Origin of the sequence: Sinorhizobium chiapasense (assembly GCF_036488675.1) — a bacterium.
Taxonomy (GTDB): Bacteria; Pseudomonadota; Alphaproteobacteria; order Rhizobiales; family Rhizobiaceae; genus Sinorhizobium; species Sinorhizobium chiapasense.
The window spans coordinates 249272-265708 of sequence record NZ_CP133150.1; the positions used below are offsets into that span (position 1 = coordinate 249272).

A 16437-nucleotide genomic window follows, 5' to 3' on the forward strand; every position below is an offset into this window, starting at 1 on the left:
ATACGATCATGCACGATACCAGTGTCGCACCGCTGCTTCAGATCAAGGATCTTCGCGTCCGGTTCGAGTCGACACGCGGATCCACCGAGATTTTGCGCGGCATCGATCTGCATATCGGGCGCGGCGAGATTCTCGGCCTTGTCGGGGAGTCGGGATGCGGAAAAAGTGTTACCTGGCTTGCCGTCCTTCGGGTACTTGGACGGCAAGCAAGGACTACCGGTTCCGTTCTGTTCGAAGGATCGAACCTTCTGAGTCTCAACGAAAAAGCCATGGCTGCCCTTCGTGGCCGGCGCTTGGCAATGATTGTCCAAGATGCCACAGCGTCACTTAATCCGATCCACACGATCGGATTTCAGCTTGCCGAAACACTGGTTCTGCATCGCAAGTTCGGATGGAGCACCGCGCGCGCTGAAGCAAAGCGATTGCTCGATCGGGTTCGAATACCAGCTGCAGAGCGACGCCTCGGTCAATACCCTCACGAGCTCTCCGGGGGCACGAACCAACGCGTGGCAATCGCCATGGCCTTGGCAGGAGAGCCGGACCTGCTTGTCGCAGACGAACCCACAACTGCGCTCGACGTCACAGTGCAGGCTCAAGTTTTGGACCTGCTCAGAGAGATCAGGAGCGACACGGGCATGTCAATTGTCCTTATCTCACATGATCTAGGCGTCGTGCGCGAAACCAGCGACCGGATTGCCGTGATGTATGCGGGAAGACTCGTGGAGATGGCGTCATCATCTGATTTCTGGCGCCGAGCGGAACATCCGTATACGCGTGGTCTTCTTGCCGCCGCTCCCGATATTGATGAGCCGGTCGGCCGGCTACGAGCGATACCCGGTCAAGTTCCTGCCCCAAGTGACATCTCGGGTGGATGCGCATTCGCGGCCCGATGTCCCGAGGCCATGCCGAGTTGTTCGGTTGTGACGCCGCCAATAGCCCTGGTTACGAACGATCATTGCGTCGCCTGCCTGAGGACCGGCTCCTGCGACGCGGAACTGGCTAGGATAAACCGTGAGGTCTCGGCATGACATCCTTTCTGACTGTGCAAGGGCTGACGAAACATTTCAATGTCCGATCCGGCGCCGGCCTTTTTGCGCCCAAGGTTCCGTTAAGGGCAGTCGATGACGTCTCCTTTTCCGTCAAGCGCGGAGAAACGCTCGGCATCGTTGGCGAGTCGGGTTGCGGCAAGTCGACAACCGGCCGCCTCGTCCTCGGGATGATGGCGCCAACAAGTGGATCGATCCTCCTTGACGGAACGCCGGTGCAAACGCGTCACAATGCCGTCTGGAGAGCGCAAAGGCAACGCATGCAGATAGTCTATCAGGACCCCCTGTCCTTTCTTGATCGACGTCTCCCGATCGGACGCCAGGTCATGGAACCGCTCGTCGTCCACGGCGTAGGTACCTCCACGGCGGAACGGAGAGAGAAGGCCCAGGCCCTTCTGTCCACCGTCGGGCTACGGCCGGACCAGTTCGCCAGTTACCCCCACGAACTCTCGGGTGGTCAGCGGCAGCGAGTCATCCTGGCCCGGGCGCTGGTACTCGATCCGGATCTTCTGGTCTGCGACGAGCCGGTTTCCGCCCTGGATGTGTCGGTCGGGGCGCAGGTGGTCAATCTGCTGAAGGATGTGCAGGCGAGCAGAGGTCTCACCTATCTGTTCATCAGCCACGATCTGAAGATCGTTCGTCAGATCGCTGATCGAGTGATCGTGATGTATCTCGGCAGGATCATGGAGGAAGCTGCCGCCGAAGAACTTTTCCGGCATCCCCTGCATCCCTATACGCAAGCGCTGATGGCGGCGGTCCCCAGCGTGAAACCACGATCTCAGCGCGGTCTCATGATCCAGGGGGATCCGCCCAATCCGATGGAAGTCCCGAATGGATGCGTCTTCCATCCACGCTGCCCTTTCGCATCGAAGCTATGCCAAACAAAACGGCCAGAGCTTCGTATGATCGCACCCAACCGTTACGCAGCGTGCCACCATCCTCAAGACGACATGGTTCGCTCAGGCAGAAGACTGGAGAGCGCGTGATGTTGGGGTATGTCTCTGCCCGTTGCCTACGCGCCTTGGCGACTCTTCTCTTGATCGTGACGGTCACTTTCGTCGTGCTGCGCCTCTCAGGGGACCCGGCTATCAACATTTTGGGTCTCGATGCTTCGGATGAGGCCATCCGCGAATTTCGCCGAAGCTGGGGTCTCGATCAGTCGATATGGGTTCAATACGTCCGATATCTGCAAGCGGTCATGGAAGGAAATCTCGGACGCTCCATGCTTGATGGACGCAGCGCCTCGGATGTCGTCCTCGAACGCTTGCCGGCAACGTTGGCGATTATGGCTCCTGGCTTCATCCTGCAATTGCTGATTGGCATTCCTGCCGGCCTCTTCAGTGCGCTGCGGCGCAACACTTGGATGGATCGGCTCGTCATGACCGGTTCGATCGTCGGCTTCACCATGCCCGGCTTTGTTTTCGGTCTGTTGCTGATCATGGTGTTTGCCGTCAGACTGCACTGGCTCCCCTCCGGAGGCGCGGGCACGGTCTCGCATGTCATCCTGCCCGTGCTGACGCTCGGCGCGTTTGGTGGCGCAAAGCTAGCCCGGTTTACTCGTTCGGCCATCATCGACGTACTAGGCCAGCCCCATGTGCGAGCCGCGACGCTCAGAGGAATTCCGCGGTCGCGAATGGTATTGCTCCATGTGGTTCCGAACGCGGCCCTGCCGGTCGTCACCATCATCGGGCTGATGCTGGGCGGCCTGGTGGCAGGCGCGGTGGTCGTTGAAAGCGTGTTTTCCTGGCCAGGAATCGGTCGATTGCTTGTGTCTTCCGTCGCGAGCCGAGATCTCGCCGTCGTTCAGACGATCCTGCTGATGATCGGCGCCGCCATGGTTCTCGCCAACTTCGGCGTGGACCTGCTCTATGGGCTTCTCGATCCCCGTCTGCGGCACGGGCAGAGCGACGGCGCAAGGAAAGGATGACGCAGATGGCTATGGTCTCAACCCGCTCTACGCTCACCTGGCGCGGCGTGGCGTTACGCTGTCCTCCTTCAGTGTTCATTGCGTTTCTCTGGATTGCAATTCTGGGCGTAATCGCCCTGTTGGCCAACCATCTCACCCCCTTTGACATAACCGCGACGGATTTGCGTGCGCGCTTCCGCCCCCCCGTTTTCCTGGACGGGGGGGACTGGAACCATCCCTTTGGAACCGACCAACTCGGCCGCGACACGTTTTCGCGTCTGCTCTTCTCGATCCGGACGAGCATGACGATCGGGCTAATCTCGACATTTATCGCTGCAGCCATTGGAATCAGTCTCGGGTTTCTTGCCGCCCACACCCGGGGTCGACTGGAACAGGTCATCCTGATGCTGATCGATGCTCAGGCCGCAATCCCGTTCATGATCGTCGCCCTCGCCGTTCTCGCCTTTTTTGGCAACAACCTCGTCCTGTTCACGGTGCTCCTGGGCTTCTTCGGATGGGAACGCATCGCCCGCCTCTGCCGCGGACTCGCAATGTCAGCATCCGAGCAGGGCTATACAATCGCAGTACGGGATATCGGTGCTTCGCCGGTGCGGGTCTATGCACTGCATATCCTGCCTAACGTTGCATCCAGCGTGATCGTCGCAATGACGCTCAATCTGCCGGAAGTCATCCTGCTCGAAACCGGTCTGTCGTTCTTGGGACTTGGTGTGCAGCCACCACTATCGAGCCTCGGCAACATGGTTGGAACAGCACGTGGCTATATCGAAGGGGCGCCTTGGCTGGTGCTCATCCCGAGCGCCGTTATCATGTTAACCGCGCTTGCGATTTCCATCATCGGCGATTGGCTGCGAGACCGGGCGGACCCCACGAGCGAAGGTGCCCATTGAGCGATCGCCTTGAGAACACCAAGACCGCACATCGAGGACGCGCAGCAACCGTAGATGTTCGAGTGGTTTCACTTCCCAATGAAAGCAGCACTATGAGTAATGCGCAGCCGAGTGAACGCAGATACGCAATCTACTACGCGCCAAGGTCCGAACATCCGCTGACCGCCGCCGCCGTGCATTGGCTAGGCCGCGATCCGTTTGGCAAGATTGATCCAACCAGCGGTGCCCGAACCGCCGGGGAGGCCCTTCTCACCTCGGACCCGCGCCGGTACGGTTTTCACGCAACCCTCAAGGCACCATTCCGGTTGAGAGAAGGCACTTCAGTCGAGGACGTAGAACAGGCACTCGGTCGGTTTGCTGCATCACGGCCGCCTTGTCCGATCGGGCCTTTGAAGATCGATCTTCTCGGCGGCTTCTTCGCGCTCGTGCCCGTTCACCCAGTCCCGGCCTTGCGTGGTTTTGCTGCCCAGGTCGTTGAAGATTTCGATCGGTTCCGGGCGCCGATGGACGGAGATGACCTCAAGCGACGCATGAGCCGCCAACTCGACGAGGTCGAGATGACCAATCTCGTCACCTGGGGCTACCCTTATGTCTTGGGCCGGTTCCGCTTCCACATGACCTTGACCGATCGCGTCCCGGAAAATGGCCGCGCGGCGATGCGCGCGCGCCTGGAGGAGATGTTCGAGCCGTATCTGTCCGACGACTATTATATCGATGCTCTGTCGCTCTTCGTGCAGGAACACCGCGGTGCCGATTTCGTGGTCCGATCGCAATTCGCGCTCAAGACCGACTCGGTCCTCAGGACGGCGGTCTGATGTCCATGGAATTGTTTGGCCGTCTTGTCCTTGTCGTCGGCCCCAGCGGCGCCGGCAAGGATACCCTCATCGATTATGCCCGCGATCGGCTTCGTTCCGACCCATGCGTTCATTTAGTGCGGCGCGTCATCAGCCGGCCTGTCGCGGTCGGAGAAGAGCACGAACCGGTCGACGGTGACGAGTTCCAGCGGCGGGTTCGCGAAGGCGCCTTCGCGTTGCACTGGCAGGCGCACGGCCTTTGCTACGGTATCCCCTCCGAAATCGACGTATTGCTGAAGCGTGGCGATGTCGTCGTCGCCAACGGCTCCAGAGCGATTTTCCCCGACGCTAGAGAGCGCTACTCGCAACTGCTCGTCGTCAACGTCACCGCGCCCATGAACGTCTTGGCGAAGCGCCTGGTCGAACGGGGGCGGGAAAATCTGGAAAGCGTCAGGCAGCGTCTGATCCGAAGCGAGCAGCAAAGCGTCGAAGGTGACGAGGTGCTGCATATCGACAACGCGGGTCCGCCGGAGATTGCCGGCGAGCGCTTTCTCGCTGTGCTCATCGAACAAGCTGGCCGGGCGAAGTGAGGATCCATGGTCATTTCAGGCGAACTCTTCGAAGCAGCAGGTGCGCGGATGAAGGTGCTCGAAAGTGCTGTTGAAGGATGCGCGCATGGTTTTGAAGCATCTTCGCGTGGCGCCATCCTGCGCAATCTCGAGGCCTCCGAACCGAATTGGCGGTGGTTGGTTCCCTTCGATTCAGCCGCGGACTGTTCGCTCCGGTTCACCAGGCAACAGCTTCACACGACCGCGATAACCAGCGCGGAGCACTCAGTCTCTCTCGAGGCGCTGGCCAGACGCAACACGGCGCACATCAGCATCTTCTTCGTGCGGACCGGCGGGATTGAAATCGGTGGTCGGCGAGGCCGCAAGATGCTGTCCATCCCCGCCGGCCACGTCGCAAGCGTCTGCCAATTGGCAGCAAGACGACTGGCCTTTGACGCTCGCAGCTCCTGGCTGGCGTTGCACATTCCCGCATCCGCACTGCGGCGGCACTTCGAGGATATCACCGGTAGACCCTATGTGCAGAAATTCGTGTTGCCGCTGACCGGCTTTAGCGAAGCCGACGCGGATGGCCTGTACCAGACGCTCCGGCAGGCAGAGAGAAACCTGAGTCCTGACTATCCAAGTTCTGACTCTGGAGAAGAAAGACCGATCCTGGCAAAGGCGTACGAACAGCTGGCGCTGGCCAAGCTGTTTGCAAAGTTGCCTCACAACCTTGCCGATGCGTTCGGTCGAGGGACGCTGCCCGCAGCGCCAAGGCAACTGCTCAAGGCCGAGGCCTTTATGCGGGAGAACTTGTCCAAGCCGATAACGATCGACGACCTCGCCGGCGCAGCAGGATGTAGCCCGCGGGCGCTCCAGAGGATGTTCCGCACCTATCGCGGCGGCTCACCGATCGGAACGCTGTGCAGCTATCGGCTGGCCGCAGCCCATTGCGCGATAAAGGCCAGCCGCACGGCCAACATCACCGATCTGGCAATCAGCCTTCAGTTCTCCAACCCCGGCCGTTTCTCGGTTCTCTACAAGAGCGCCTACGGCCTCAGCCCCTCGTCCGCCCTGCGTTTTGCACGCGGCGAGGGCAAGATCGAGCTCGCTGACACCAGCGAGCACGGTTGATAGCCAAAAGCCTCGTACCTGAGGCTCGGATGTAGTCTCCCGCAGCGGACCGTTCCTGACAAGAGACGCACTTGGCACTGACCTCCCGGAGCAAGTGGTAGCACCCCTATTGGCCGATGGCCGGTATTAGATCGCGGCTAGCTGTACAGCATCGTATAGTGCGTGACGGCTTCATCAGCGGAAGATTAGCAAACGAAAATCGCGTCGCTTGCCATATGGAGAGAGCAGCGCGGAACCATGTATCTAGGCAAAGGATATGCCGGCTGTGCAGGGCCAGTTTGTCTTCTTCTGCCCATATCGCCACCGTCGTTATCCCGAGTTCGTTGGCCGGCCGAAACAAGCGGATCGCAATCTCTGAGCGGTTGTCATACAGAATTTTCGAGCCACATCCTGGCAAGAAAGACTCACATATTCGAATAGACAGGCCCCTCTCCGCCCTGTGGCGGCACCCAGTTGATGTTCTGGTTGGGGTCCTTGATGTCGCAGGTCTTGCAGTGCACGCAGTTCTGGGCGTTGATGACGAAGGTCGGCTTGCCGTCCTTTTCCACCCACTCGTAGACGCCGGCCGGACAGTAGCGCGTCGACGGGCCGGCAAAGACGTCATATTCCGAGCGCTTCTGGAGGTCGGGATCCTTCACTTGCAAGTGGATCGGCTGGTCTTCCTCGTGGTTGGTGTTCGACAGGAACACCGAGGAGAGCCGATCGAAGGTCAAAACCCCGTCCGGCTTCGGATAGTCGATCTTCTGGTGCTGTTCCGCCGGTTGGAGCGAGGCCGCATCGGCCTTGCCGTGCCTCAGCGTGCCGAAGAAGGAGAAGCCGAACAGCTGGTTCGTCCACATGTCGAGGCCTCCGAGCGCGACGCCGACGGCGGTGCCGAACTTCGACCACAGCGACTTGACGTTCCTCACCCGCTTCAGGTCGCGACCGATGTCGCTCGCCCGCCAGGCATTTTCGATCTCGACCGGCTCGTCATTGGCGCGGCCGCTGGCGATCGCCTCGGCGAGCTTCTCCGCCGCCAGCATGCCCGACAGCACCGCGTTGTGGCTGCCCTTGATGCGCGGTACGTTGACAAAGCCGGCCGAGCAGCCGATCAGCGCGCCACCGGGGAAGGAGAGCTTCGGCACCGACTGGTAGCCGCCCTCGGTGATGGCGCGGGCGCCATAGGAGAGGCGTTTCGCCCCCTCGAAGGTGCCGCGGATCGCCGGGTGCGTCTTGAAGCGCTGGAACTCCTCGAACGGATGGAGATAGGGGTTCTTGTAATTGAGGTGGACGACGAAGCCGACCGCGACGAGGTTATCCTCAAGGTGATAGAGGAAGGAGCCGCCGCCGGTTCTCATGTCGAGCGGCCAGCCGAAAGAGTGCTGCACCAGCCCTGGCTTATGGTTCTCCGGCTTCACCTCCCAGAGCTCCTTCAGGCCGATGCCGAATTTCGGCACGTCGCGACCTTCACCGAGCTTGAACTTGGCGATCAGTTCCTTGGCGAGCGAACCGCGCACGCCCTCGCCGATCAGCGTGTATTTGCCGAGCAGCGCCATGCCGCGGGCGAAGTTCGGCCCCGGCTCGCCGGAGCGTTCGATGCCCATGTCGCCCGTGGCAACACCGATCACTGCGCCGTCGTCGTTGTAGAGCACCTCGGTTGCGGCAAAGCCCGGATAGATCTCGACGCCGAGCGCCTCGGCATGGGTGGCAAGCCAGCGACAGACAAGCCCAAGCGAGACGATGTAGTTGCCGTGATTGTTCATCAACGGCGGCATCAGGAAATTCGGCAGGCGGATCGAGCCGGCCGGTCCTAAGAGGAGGAAATGATCGTCGGTGACCTCCGTCTTGAACGGATGGTCGGGCTCGTCGCGCCAGCCAGGCAACAGCCGGTCGATGCCGATCGGGTCGACGACGGCGCCCGAAAGAATATGCGCGCCGACCTCGGCGCCCTTTTCCAGCACGACGACCGAAAGCTCCGGATTGACCTGCTTCAGCCGGATCGCGGCGGCCAGGCCGGCCGGCCCCGCCCCGACGATCACCACGTCGAATTCCATGCTCTCGCGTTCGGGAGCTATTGTGCTTTCCATGCGGTACCCCCTAGCCATGAACGATGCCTGCGATCAGTGTCGCGGAGATAATCGCCAGCCATACCGAGGATATGCGCTGGATCACGAGCAGTCGCGACCCACTCTTTTGGCGATTTCCCAAAAGGGTTCCCAATCCGCCCCAGGTAAATGCTACGGCAATCGCCAAGAGCCCGAAAACACCCAGCCTTGGCAGAAATTGTTGATCAGTTGGCGAAGGCAGAAGAACGAGTGCAAGGATCAAGGCCTTCGGGTTAAGCATAGTGGTCAAGTAAACACGCCAGATCGTGATCTCGTGGTCACGTGCGATGTTACCCCCGACCCTCCACAGTTTGATCGCAACATACAGGATCCAACTTGCTGCGGTAGCCTTCACAAGCACTGCAACCGCCGGCCAACGCGAGACCATCTCCGTCCCAAGCAATGTCAAGGGCATTATCATGGTAAAGTAGCCTGCGAGTTCGGCTGGTAGCAGTTGAAGGGTGCACCGCAAGCCCTTGCGTGCAGCAGCCAATCCCATGAGGGTATTTGTTGGTCCAGGGGTTGCTAGCAGCGCCAGAACAGCGAAGACGTATGCGTTGTAGGTCATGGACGGATCTTGATTGGCCATGCGGAAAGGAACCGATTGGATCCGGAAACGGCGTGCTCGAGCGAAATCATCCGGTGATCCAATTGTCGGTTTCGGCCGCGAACGGAATGCTTGACTGACTTCCTGGGCGTGAACATGCGATTGCCGCCGCCTTTGAAGCCCGTCGCATGGCAGCCTCGAGGGAAAGGCCGCGATCCAGAGCCGATGCAAGAACGCCGACAAAGCAATCTCCGGCCGCAGTGGTATCCTTCACGTCGACTCCCATCGCTGAAACCTTGATCTCCTCGCCGTTCATGACCGCTTCCGCCCCATCGCCCCCCAGGGTCCTGAGCACCCCGGTATTCAACCGCTTCGATAATGATCGAGCCGACGGCTCACATCTGAGCCAAACTGCCAGCGCTTCTGCCTCGTCTTCGTTGACGACGATGAGATCACAAAGGGAAAGAGTTTCAGGATCAAGCGGAAACGCTGGAGCGAGATTCAAGATTGATCTGGCGCTTGTTTCCTTCGTGCGCCGAACGAGTTTTTCAGTTTGAGAAACATCGTTTTCCATCTGCATCAGGACAATCGACGCTTCCTCAAGAAGAGCCTCATCAATAGTATCCGAGGAAGCAATCAGATTGGCGCCCGGCGCGACCGCGATCATGTTGCGCCCCCTGGCGTCGATCAGGATCGAAGCACAACCTGTCCACACTGGCGCACGGGCAACTCGACTAAGATCTGCCGCGCCCTGCAGGTTTTGGAGGGCAGTCCCGGCCATGGCGTCTTCTCCCACGGCACCAACCATCACGACGGTGGCGCCATCACGTGAAGCCGCCACGGCCTGATTGGCACCCTTGCCACCGGCCTCGGTCCGAAAACCTGTTGCCAGAAGCGTCTGGCCCGCTTGCGGCATCTCATGCACAGTAAAGATGAGATCGACATTGATAGAACCGAAATCGATGATCATGAATGCGTCTTGTGATGATGAATGGGGTCGCCACAATAGTGGGCGACGCGCTGTGCCTCCGGGCGGCGCGTCACCGCTCGATACTCGCCTCAACGCGGGCGATCGCTTGCCTGAAGCGCTCAGTTCCTGCATGGATATGGTCGAGCAGGGGCATAACGGCCCAGTGGCGCTCCGCGATATCGTAATCGGTCACGCGTGAGTGCGGGCTGGAGAACGTCCCAAGCCGGTTATGATAGGTTTTGGCAAGACCGGGATAGCCCATCGGCTCCGCCATCGCAGACAATGCCAGAAAGAGCTCGAGGTCGCGACGAAGGTCACTCTCCTCCCCTGCATGGCGATAGAGCCAGGCATAGAGATCCGGATGAAAATTGGTGAAGACGCCGGAGAAGCCTTTGGAGCCAACACGCATCGCAGCTGCCGCAATGGCTGCATTGGCGTTGACAACCGCGAAATCCGAACCTTCGGCAAGAGCCACCCGACGCTTTACTGTCTCAAGATCGCAGGAAACATCTTTCAGGGTGACGAAGCGTCCGGTGTCCCGGCAGAACTTGAACTCGTCATCGCTGAGGAGCCGGCGGTAGGGCGCCGGGCATTCATAAAGTCCGAGCTGCAAGTCGCCTGGCAACCAGCTCAGGACGGCATCGATGCTGGAACGAAAAACCTCTGATCCGGCATTGGCCGTATCCAGCCGGTTTGTAACGAGCACGAGAGCATCGATACCCGTGTCGGCCATGGCCTTCAATTCGGCTCTCTGGTCTTCCGTTCTTTCACTGATGTGGCCGGAGGCGATGACCGGGACGCGTCCGCGGGCAAGCGAGACCACCTTTTTCGACAACGCGACACGTTCTTCCAGAGACAACTTCTGCATTTCGCTCGATTGGCAAACTGCGAAAAGCGTGTCCGCACCCATTCGTATGTACCATTCCACAAGGTTTTCGAGCCCGTCCCAATCAATGTGATTTTCAGGCGTGAGCGGGGTGAGCATTACGGGGACGATACCATGGGCGTTTCTGGCCATCTTCATACTTTCCACTGGAATTGTAAGTCAATTTCGTTTTAGAATTGAATTCCAATTTAATGGGAAGCAGGGAGTAATGCAAGGTGAGTGTGAAAAGATGGGAGGACGATGCGACAGTTTGGCATGGCCCCGACTACGGATCGGAAGCACTGAAGTACCATCCGGAGGTAAAGTCGGCGGCTGTCGCCGGTCGCATCATTACGTGTGTCGAGGTTGTCGACTGGAGTGGCACGGGAACCCGAGACCTTCTCCTGTCTGCCTGGGATCCGTGTTACGACGGCCGCGTCTTCTTGCGCCGCCAAATCGGAACAAACCAAGACGGTACCCCGATCCTCGGCGAGGAAGAACTTGTCGAAGGGGTCAGAGGCTATGTAACTGCCGTTCGCGACGGTGATGTTTTTCACCTGGTCTCAGCGTCGCGCATGCGCAAGCAGATCTACGTTATTCCTAATGTGGGGAAGAAAGGCGCACCCGAGTTCGGTGATCCGGTACGACTCGATCTTGACGCGGACTGGGTCAAGGGCAACGAGTATTTCCACATGGCTCGCTTTCACGACATCGACGGAGACGGCGTCCCGGAATTGGTTGTCGGCAGCGACTGTTGGGACGACTATTGGCCGAATGGCCTGGAGTGGAACGACGAAGGCTACCGCGGCTATGACGACGCCAATCGTTGGCTCGGCGGACCGTTGCGTGGCTTCCTCTATGCCTTCAAAAACAAAGGCTCGCTGGCTCAGCCGCTTCTGGAGCGCGGTCGGCCTCTCATTGCCGGTGAAACACCGCTGGAAGTCTACGGCCAGCTCGCGCCAGCGTTCGGCAACTTTGGCAGCGCGCGCCAGAGCCTGATTGCGGGCGAATTCTGGAATATCCTGCACATCGCTCGCCAACGCGAGGACGGACAGTTCGAGCCCACGACCTTGCTTCGCACTCAAGATGATAAAGTTCTGGAGTTGGACCAGTGCATCCACCTCCCGTGCGTCGTCGACTGGGACGGCGATGGTCGCGAAGACATTCTCGTTGGCGCCGAAGACGGCTACGTGACCTATCTGAAGAACTGCGGTGACGGTGAAGACGGCCTTCCACGTTTCGAAAAGCGCGGACGCGTTGAAACCACGCAGCCGCTCATCCATGCCGGCGTACTACCAAGCCCCGCTGCCTATGACTTCAGTGGGGATGGTCATTTCGATCTCGTCGTCGGCAATAGTACCGGCGAACTTCTGTTTTACCAGAGCCGTGAGGCGAACGGAGCGATCTACCTGGATAAGGAGATTATGCTCAGGGCTGGAGCAAAGCCGATCCGGATTGCAGCAGGACCAACCGGCTCTATCCAGGGGCCGTCGGAAAAGATGTTCGGTTACTCCTGCCCGACGATAGCCGACTGGACCGGCAGTGGTCACATGGATCTTCTCGTTAGCGACGTGACAGGTCATCATCGCCTGTTTCGCAATCTCGGTGACAAGTCGGTTCCGCCAAGCTTTGCAGAGGAGGAATTCCTTACCTACAAGGGAAAGCCGCTCAAGACAGTATGGCGCGTTCGCCCGGCGGTCGTTGATTGGAGGAAAGACGGGCAACTTCATTACGTTGCCCTCGATGAAGAAGGTGTTCTCAGTGACTGGAAGCAGGCATCGGAGACCGAACTCGCCTACAAACGATATCTCCATTGGGAGAACGGCGATCCCATGCGGTTTACAGTTGACGTGGGTGGCGGCCGCGGCCGCGTGAAGCTCTGCTTCTGTGACTGGGAAGGTACCGGCCGCACCGACCTGATTTTCGGCACGCACGCCCGCGCATGTGTCCCGCCGGATCCCGAAACAGGGGCACCTCGCAACACAACAAAGCAGGCGGGAATCTTCCTGTCCCGCAACGTCGGCACCGCTGAAGAACCACGGTTCGCTTTGCCGGTCCCGTTCCGCTTCCGTAATGAAGTCATCGCCATGGCCATGCATGTGGCGTCTCCCGAAGCTGTCGACTGGGCCGGCCGGGGCGCGCTCGATCTCATCGTCGGCGTTGAAGACGGCACCCTTGTCTGGCTCAAGCGGGAGGATCTGTCATGGTAGGCGTTGAAGTCAAAGGTACGACGCGGCTGCTGGGGCTGATCGGAGATCCGATCGCTCAGGCAAAAACACCATCCGTCATCAACCCGATCTTTGCGAGTCGTGGAGCGGATATCGCCTGCGTGCCGCTGCAAGTGCCGGCAGCGGATCTTCAGAAGATCTGGGCAGGCCTCAAGGCGACGTCGAACCTCATCGGGTTCGGCATCACCCTGCCGCATAAGCAGATGGCCATCGACCTCTGCGACAGTCTTGACCCGGTAGCGGCGCGGGTGGGCGCCGTCAACCTAGTTCGCCGGGAGCGGGATGGCAGCTTTCGCGGCTATCAGTTCGACGGCCGCGGCTTTGTCCGCGGCCTACAGGCTAAGCGGATAACCATCAAAAACCGCGACGTACTGATGATTGGGGCGGGTGGCGCAGCTGTCGCTATGGCGTTTGCACTGATAGAGGCAGGCGCAAAGAGCATCACTGTTTCTAATCGCACACTGGAGAAGGCGGAAGCATTGGCGAGCGTGATAAATGGTGACTTCGGACGTCTTGTTGCGAAAGCCGGCAGCCCGCGCCCGCAAACCGGGCAACTGATCATCAACGCCACATCACTTGGCCTGAACGAGACCGATGCCCTGCCCCTTGACCCCGGACTGCTGCACCCAGGCATGACTCTGGCCGAAGTCATTGCCCAGCCTGAGATCACGCCCTTGTTATCCCAGGCGCAAGCACGTGGCATTGAGATCCACTCAGGTATTCACATGATCAAGGGTCAGGTCGATCTCATCGCAGACCATATTTGCGAACTCTGGTCTTGAACCAATATTTGCCGCAGCACGTCGGCCTCGACGCGCTGCGCTGTCATGCCAATGCCGTGCCCGCCGGAAGACCGGCAGCAAACCCCGCAATAAGTTTGATCTGGGCGGCGAGCATGTCATTTCCGTCGGAGATCATAGCCCCAGCGGCACGGGCCGCGCGCAGCAACGGCGTCTCCGCGGTCAAGCTGGCGATGTCCGCCACAAGCATTTCAGGTTGGATCGCGGCCTCCGGCATCGGAAATTGCGCAGTCCCCTTGATCCCGATCGGCGAGGCGTTGATGACCACGTCGTAGTCCCAACTGCTTGAGAAGTCAGCCGCTCTCGCACATTCTCGGCCTCGAGCGGCGTTGAACATCTCACGCGTAAAAACAAGCGAGGACTCAACAGGATCGATCAAATCGAGTCGAGCAATACCTTCGCCTGCAAGGGCAAAGGCTATTGCACGGCCGGCGCCCCCTGCCCCGACCATGAGAACACGGGCATCGCGCAAACGGGTCTTCGATTCGCCCAAGCCGTCGACAAAGCCTTGTCCGTCGAAAAGTGCTCCGTGCATGCGGCCGTCAGCGCCGCGCTGAACCGAGTTGACTGCCCCAACTGCTTCTGCCATGGGGGTCAGCGTCGCACAGCGGCCGCATGCTGCGACCTTATGCGGCACCGTCACACCGATCCCGGCAAGGTTGGGCACGGCGGAAAACGCATTCCACACAGCGTCGAAATGTTGAGCGGTCACATGAAACGGCACTGCGTAGAGATTGGCGCCGGCAGCCGCAAAGATCGGATTGATCAGGTGCGGCGTCTGTACCTGCGCGATGGGATCGCCAAAGACAGCATATATGCGCGACAGACCGTCGAGATTGGGTATTTGTTCCTTCACGTCAATTGCTCCCAAAAATCTGTTGACAACGGCTCAGTGCAATATCCAAAACCTCTCCGGGATCGCGCGCCCACCAGTCCGCCGAAAAGATTTCTACCTCCACAGGGCCCTCGAAACCGGAACGGCGCATCATTCGATCGATGGAAACGAGGTCTATGATTCCGTCGCCCATCATGCCTCTGTCGGTGAGCAGGTGCCGGGTCGGAAGGAGCCAATCGTTGACGTGAAATCCGAGCAGCCGTCCAGCTCTCCCGGCTCGCAGGATCTCCGCCTCCAGCCGCTCATCCCACCAGACATGATAGACGTCGACGACGACGCCGATGCCCGGACCGAGCGCTTCGCAAAGATCATTTGCGTGAGAAAGACTGGCAAGGACAGTACGATCGCCAACAAGCATGGGGTGGAGAGGCTCGATCGCGAGCTTGATTCCGACACGTCTGGCCATTTCCAGCAATCGTGCGATCTCGTCTTCAGCATGCTTTCGAGCTGCACCGAGATCGCCGTCCTTTTCTGTCAGGCCTCCAGTGAACAGGAAAACATGGTCGGCTCCAAACCTTGCCGCCCGTTCGAGCTCAAATTGCGCCTGATCCAGATATTCGGGCGTGAAAGGACCGATACGGTTGTAGCCGGATACTGTGATGCCATGGCTCTCAAGCGCGGCGAGCGCCGCCCCTTCACCAATCTTGTCGATCTCGTTCCCCCAAACGGAGACGACGTTGATGCCCCGCTCTGCGCATAAATGCAAAAAGGTAATCATGTTGGCACGTTCGCGCACCGTTGCGTGATTGATCGCAACTGATCTCGAAAGGCTGTTTTTTACGGTCATGCCGGCAATATCTTCCATTGGTTCGAGTGTTCTCTAGCCAGCATGAAGTGACGATCCGCCATCAGCCGAGATCATGACATCTCGCGCAATCTCGGTCGGCTTGCATCGCGCTGGCGGCTGCGAAGCGGCCAAATCTCGCTAATTTCAGCTGCTGCACGGTGAAGTGCGTTCGCCAGCTCCTCCCATCGATCTTCCGTTATCCGCACCAGCGGTCCAGCAACCGATATGGTCCCGGCGACCTGAGCATCGCTGTCGGCGCTGGCACGAAAAGGAACCGCAATTGCCGCAGTACCGGCTTCGGCCTCTTCCAATGACGTTGCAAATCCTCGCTCGCGCGTTTCTGAAAGCCGAACCCTGAGCTCGTCGACATTGCGCGCGCTGTTCGGTCCAAGCCTTCGACGTCCGCCAAAACCCCGCGAATAAGCAATTGACAGCGCTTCTTCCTCCGGCAAAGTTGCAAGCCAAGCTTTTCCGTTGGCGGTCGCGTGCAGAATTATCTCCTGGCCCATGTCAGGATCGTACTTAAGGCCGTTCACGGCACCTTGCGCCCGCGCGACCCAAACGAGATCCTGACCTTCGAGTATGGCCAATCGACAATACTCTCGCGTTTGGGCGGCCAATCGATCCAGAACGGCTTGAACAACGTCTGGAACGTTTCGGGCGTCAAGATTGCGAAAAGCAAGCGTGCTCATGCGCAATGACAAAGCATATTTTTGGCTTGCGGCATCTTGCACCACCCAACCATGAGCCGCCAGGGTCGCCAGCAGCCGATGGACGGCACTTGCGGGCATATCAAGGCGACCGGCCAAATCCGACAGTTCCACTGGCTCACTTGCTCCGGCTAGAATCTCCAGCAAGGAAAGGCATCTCGACACCGCCGCGACCGTCATCCGCATCTCCTTCGTCTCAATTCCAAAACGGAATT

16 protein-coding genes and 1 pseudogene are annotated in these 16437 nt (G+C 59.4%); 9 read left to right on the plus strand and 8 right to left on the minus strand.

Annotated features, from left to right (window positions below; all coding sequences use genetic code 11):
* The first annotated feature begins 8 nt into the window (after nt 1-8).
* The 7 genes from RB548_RS22665 to RB548_RS22695 all read left to right on the plus strand — a co-directional run bounded on the left by RB548_RS22665 (nt 9) and on the right by RB548_RS22695 (nt 6336).
* The gene (locus tag RB548_RS22665; RefSeq protein ID WP_331375287.1) at nt 9-1028 is read left to right on the plus strand and encodes an ABC transporter ATP-binding protein; all 1020 of its coding nucleotides are present in this window, start codon (nt 9-11) and stop codon (nt 1026-1028) included.
* The gene (locus tag RB548_RS22670) at nt 1025-2032 is read left to right on the plus strand and encodes an ABC transporter ATP-binding protein (protein WP_331375288.1); all 1008 of its coding nucleotides are present in this window, start codon (nt 1025-1027) and stop codon (nt 2030-2032) included. The genes RB548_RS22665 and RB548_RS22670 overlap by 4 nt, the downstream gene beginning before the upstream one ends.
* Entirely contained in the window at nt 2032-2973 is a 942-nt protein-coding gene (locus RB548_RS22675) for an ABC transporter permease (RefSeq protein ID WP_331375289.1), read from the plus strand. The genes RB548_RS22670 and RB548_RS22675 overlap by 1 nt, the downstream gene beginning before the upstream one ends.
* A 5-nt stretch (nt 2974-2978) precedes the next feature.
* Nucleotides 2979-3860, plus strand: a complete 882-nt coding sequence (locus tag RB548_RS22680) for an ABC transporter permease (RefSeq protein WP_331375290.1) — start codon at nt 2979-2981, stop codon at nt 3858-3860.
* Between the two features lie 92 nt (nt 3861-3952).
* A complete protein-coding gene (locus tag RB548_RS22685) occupies nt 3953-4675 on the plus strand; it encodes a DUF1045 domain-containing protein (protein WP_331375291.1) in 723 nt (240 codons plus the stop codon).
* A complete protein-coding gene (gene phnN / locus RB548_RS22690) occupies nt 4675-5244 on the plus strand; it encodes a phosphonate metabolism protein/1,5-bisphosphokinase (PRPP-forming) PhnN (protein ID WP_331375292.1) in 570 nt (189 codons plus the stop codon). Before RB548_RS22685 ends, phnN begins: the two co-directional genes overlap by 1 nt.
* Before the next feature lie 6 nt (nt 5245-5250).
* On the plus strand, nt 5251-6336 hold the full coding sequence (locus tag RB548_RS22695) for a helix-turn-helix transcriptional regulator (protein ID WP_331375293.1): 1086 nt from the start codon (nt 5251-5253) through the stop codon (nt 6334-6336).
* A 265-nt stretch (nt 6337-6601) separates the two neighbouring features.
* Here RB548_RS22695 and RB548_RS32225 read toward each other — a convergent pair.
* The 5 genes and pseudogenes from RB548_RS32225 to RB548_RS22715 all read right to left on the minus strand — a co-directional run.
* A pseudogene (locus RB548_RS32225) lies at nt 6602-6733 on the minus strand (biotin carboxylase N-terminal domain-containing protein); the annotation flags it as partial.
* Between the two features lie 7 nt (nt 6734-6740).
* Nucleotides 6741-8402: an electron transfer flavoprotein-ubiquinone oxidoreductase gene (locus RB548_RS22700; protein ID WP_331375294.1), complete on the minus strand. Its 1662-nt coding sequence runs from the start codon at nt 8400-8402 to the stop codon at nt 6741-6743.
* A gap of 10 nt (nt 8403-8412) precedes the next feature.
* On the minus strand, nt 8413-8988 hold the full coding sequence (locus RB548_RS22705; RefSeq protein WP_331375295.1) for a LysE family translocator: 576 nt from the start codon (nt 8986-8988) through the stop codon (nt 8413-8415).
* A gap of 67 nt (nt 8989-9055) precedes the next feature.
* Nucleotides 9056-9937 (minus strand): ribokinase, encoded by an 882-nt coding sequence (locus RB548_RS22710; RefSeq protein WP_331375297.1) that lies wholly within the window; start codon nt 9935-9937, stop codon nt 9056-9058.
* 70 nt (nt 9938-10007) lie between these two features.
* Nucleotides 10008-10955: a dihydrodipicolinate synthase family protein gene (locus tag RB548_RS22715; RefSeq protein ID WP_331375298.1), complete on the minus strand. Its 948-nt coding sequence runs from the start codon at nt 10953-10955 to the stop codon at nt 10008-10010.
* A 290-nt stretch (nt 10956-11245) separates the two neighbouring features.
* Between RB548_RS22715 and RB548_RS22720 the strand changes: the two genes are divergently transcribed.
* Together RB548_RS22720 and RB548_RS22725 are read left to right on the plus strand one after the other, a co-directional pair.
* A complete protein-coding gene (locus RB548_RS22720; protein ID WP_331375299.1) occupies nt 11246-13012 on the plus strand; it encodes an FG-GAP repeat domain-containing protein in 1767 nt (588 codons plus the stop codon).
* Nucleotides 13006-13812, plus strand: coding sequence for a shikimate dehydrogenase family protein (locus RB548_RS22725; RefSeq protein ID WP_331375300.1), 807 nt, complete (start codon nt 13006-13008; stop codon nt 13810-13812). The genes RB548_RS22720 and RB548_RS22725 overlap by 7 nt, the downstream gene beginning before the upstream one ends.
* Nucleotides 13813-13855: 43 nt before the next feature.
* Here the strand turns inward: RB548_RS22725 and RB548_RS22730 are convergent, their stop codons facing one another.
* From RB548_RS22730 to RB548_RS22740, 3 genes are read right to left on the minus strand one after another with little or no spacing between them, the layout of a single operon-like run.
* The gene (locus tag RB548_RS22730) at nt 13856-14686 is read right to left on the minus strand and encodes a shikimate dehydrogenase family protein (protein ID WP_331375301.1); all 831 of its coding nucleotides are present in this window, start codon (nt 14684-14686) and stop codon (nt 13856-13858) included.
* Nucleotide 14687: 1 nt separating this feature from the next.
* Complete coding sequence (locus tag RB548_RS22735; protein WP_331375302.1) at nt 14688-15530, minus strand: sugar phosphate isomerase/epimerase family protein; 843 nt, start codon at nt 15528-15530, stop codon at nt 14688-14690.
* A gap of 53 nt (nt 15531-15583) precedes the next feature.
* Nucleotides 15584-16402, minus strand: a complete 819-nt coding sequence (locus RB548_RS22740; RefSeq protein ID WP_331375303.1) for an IclR family transcriptional regulator — start codon at nt 16400-16402, stop codon at nt 15584-15586.
* Nucleotides 16403-16437: the final 35 nt, after the last annotated feature.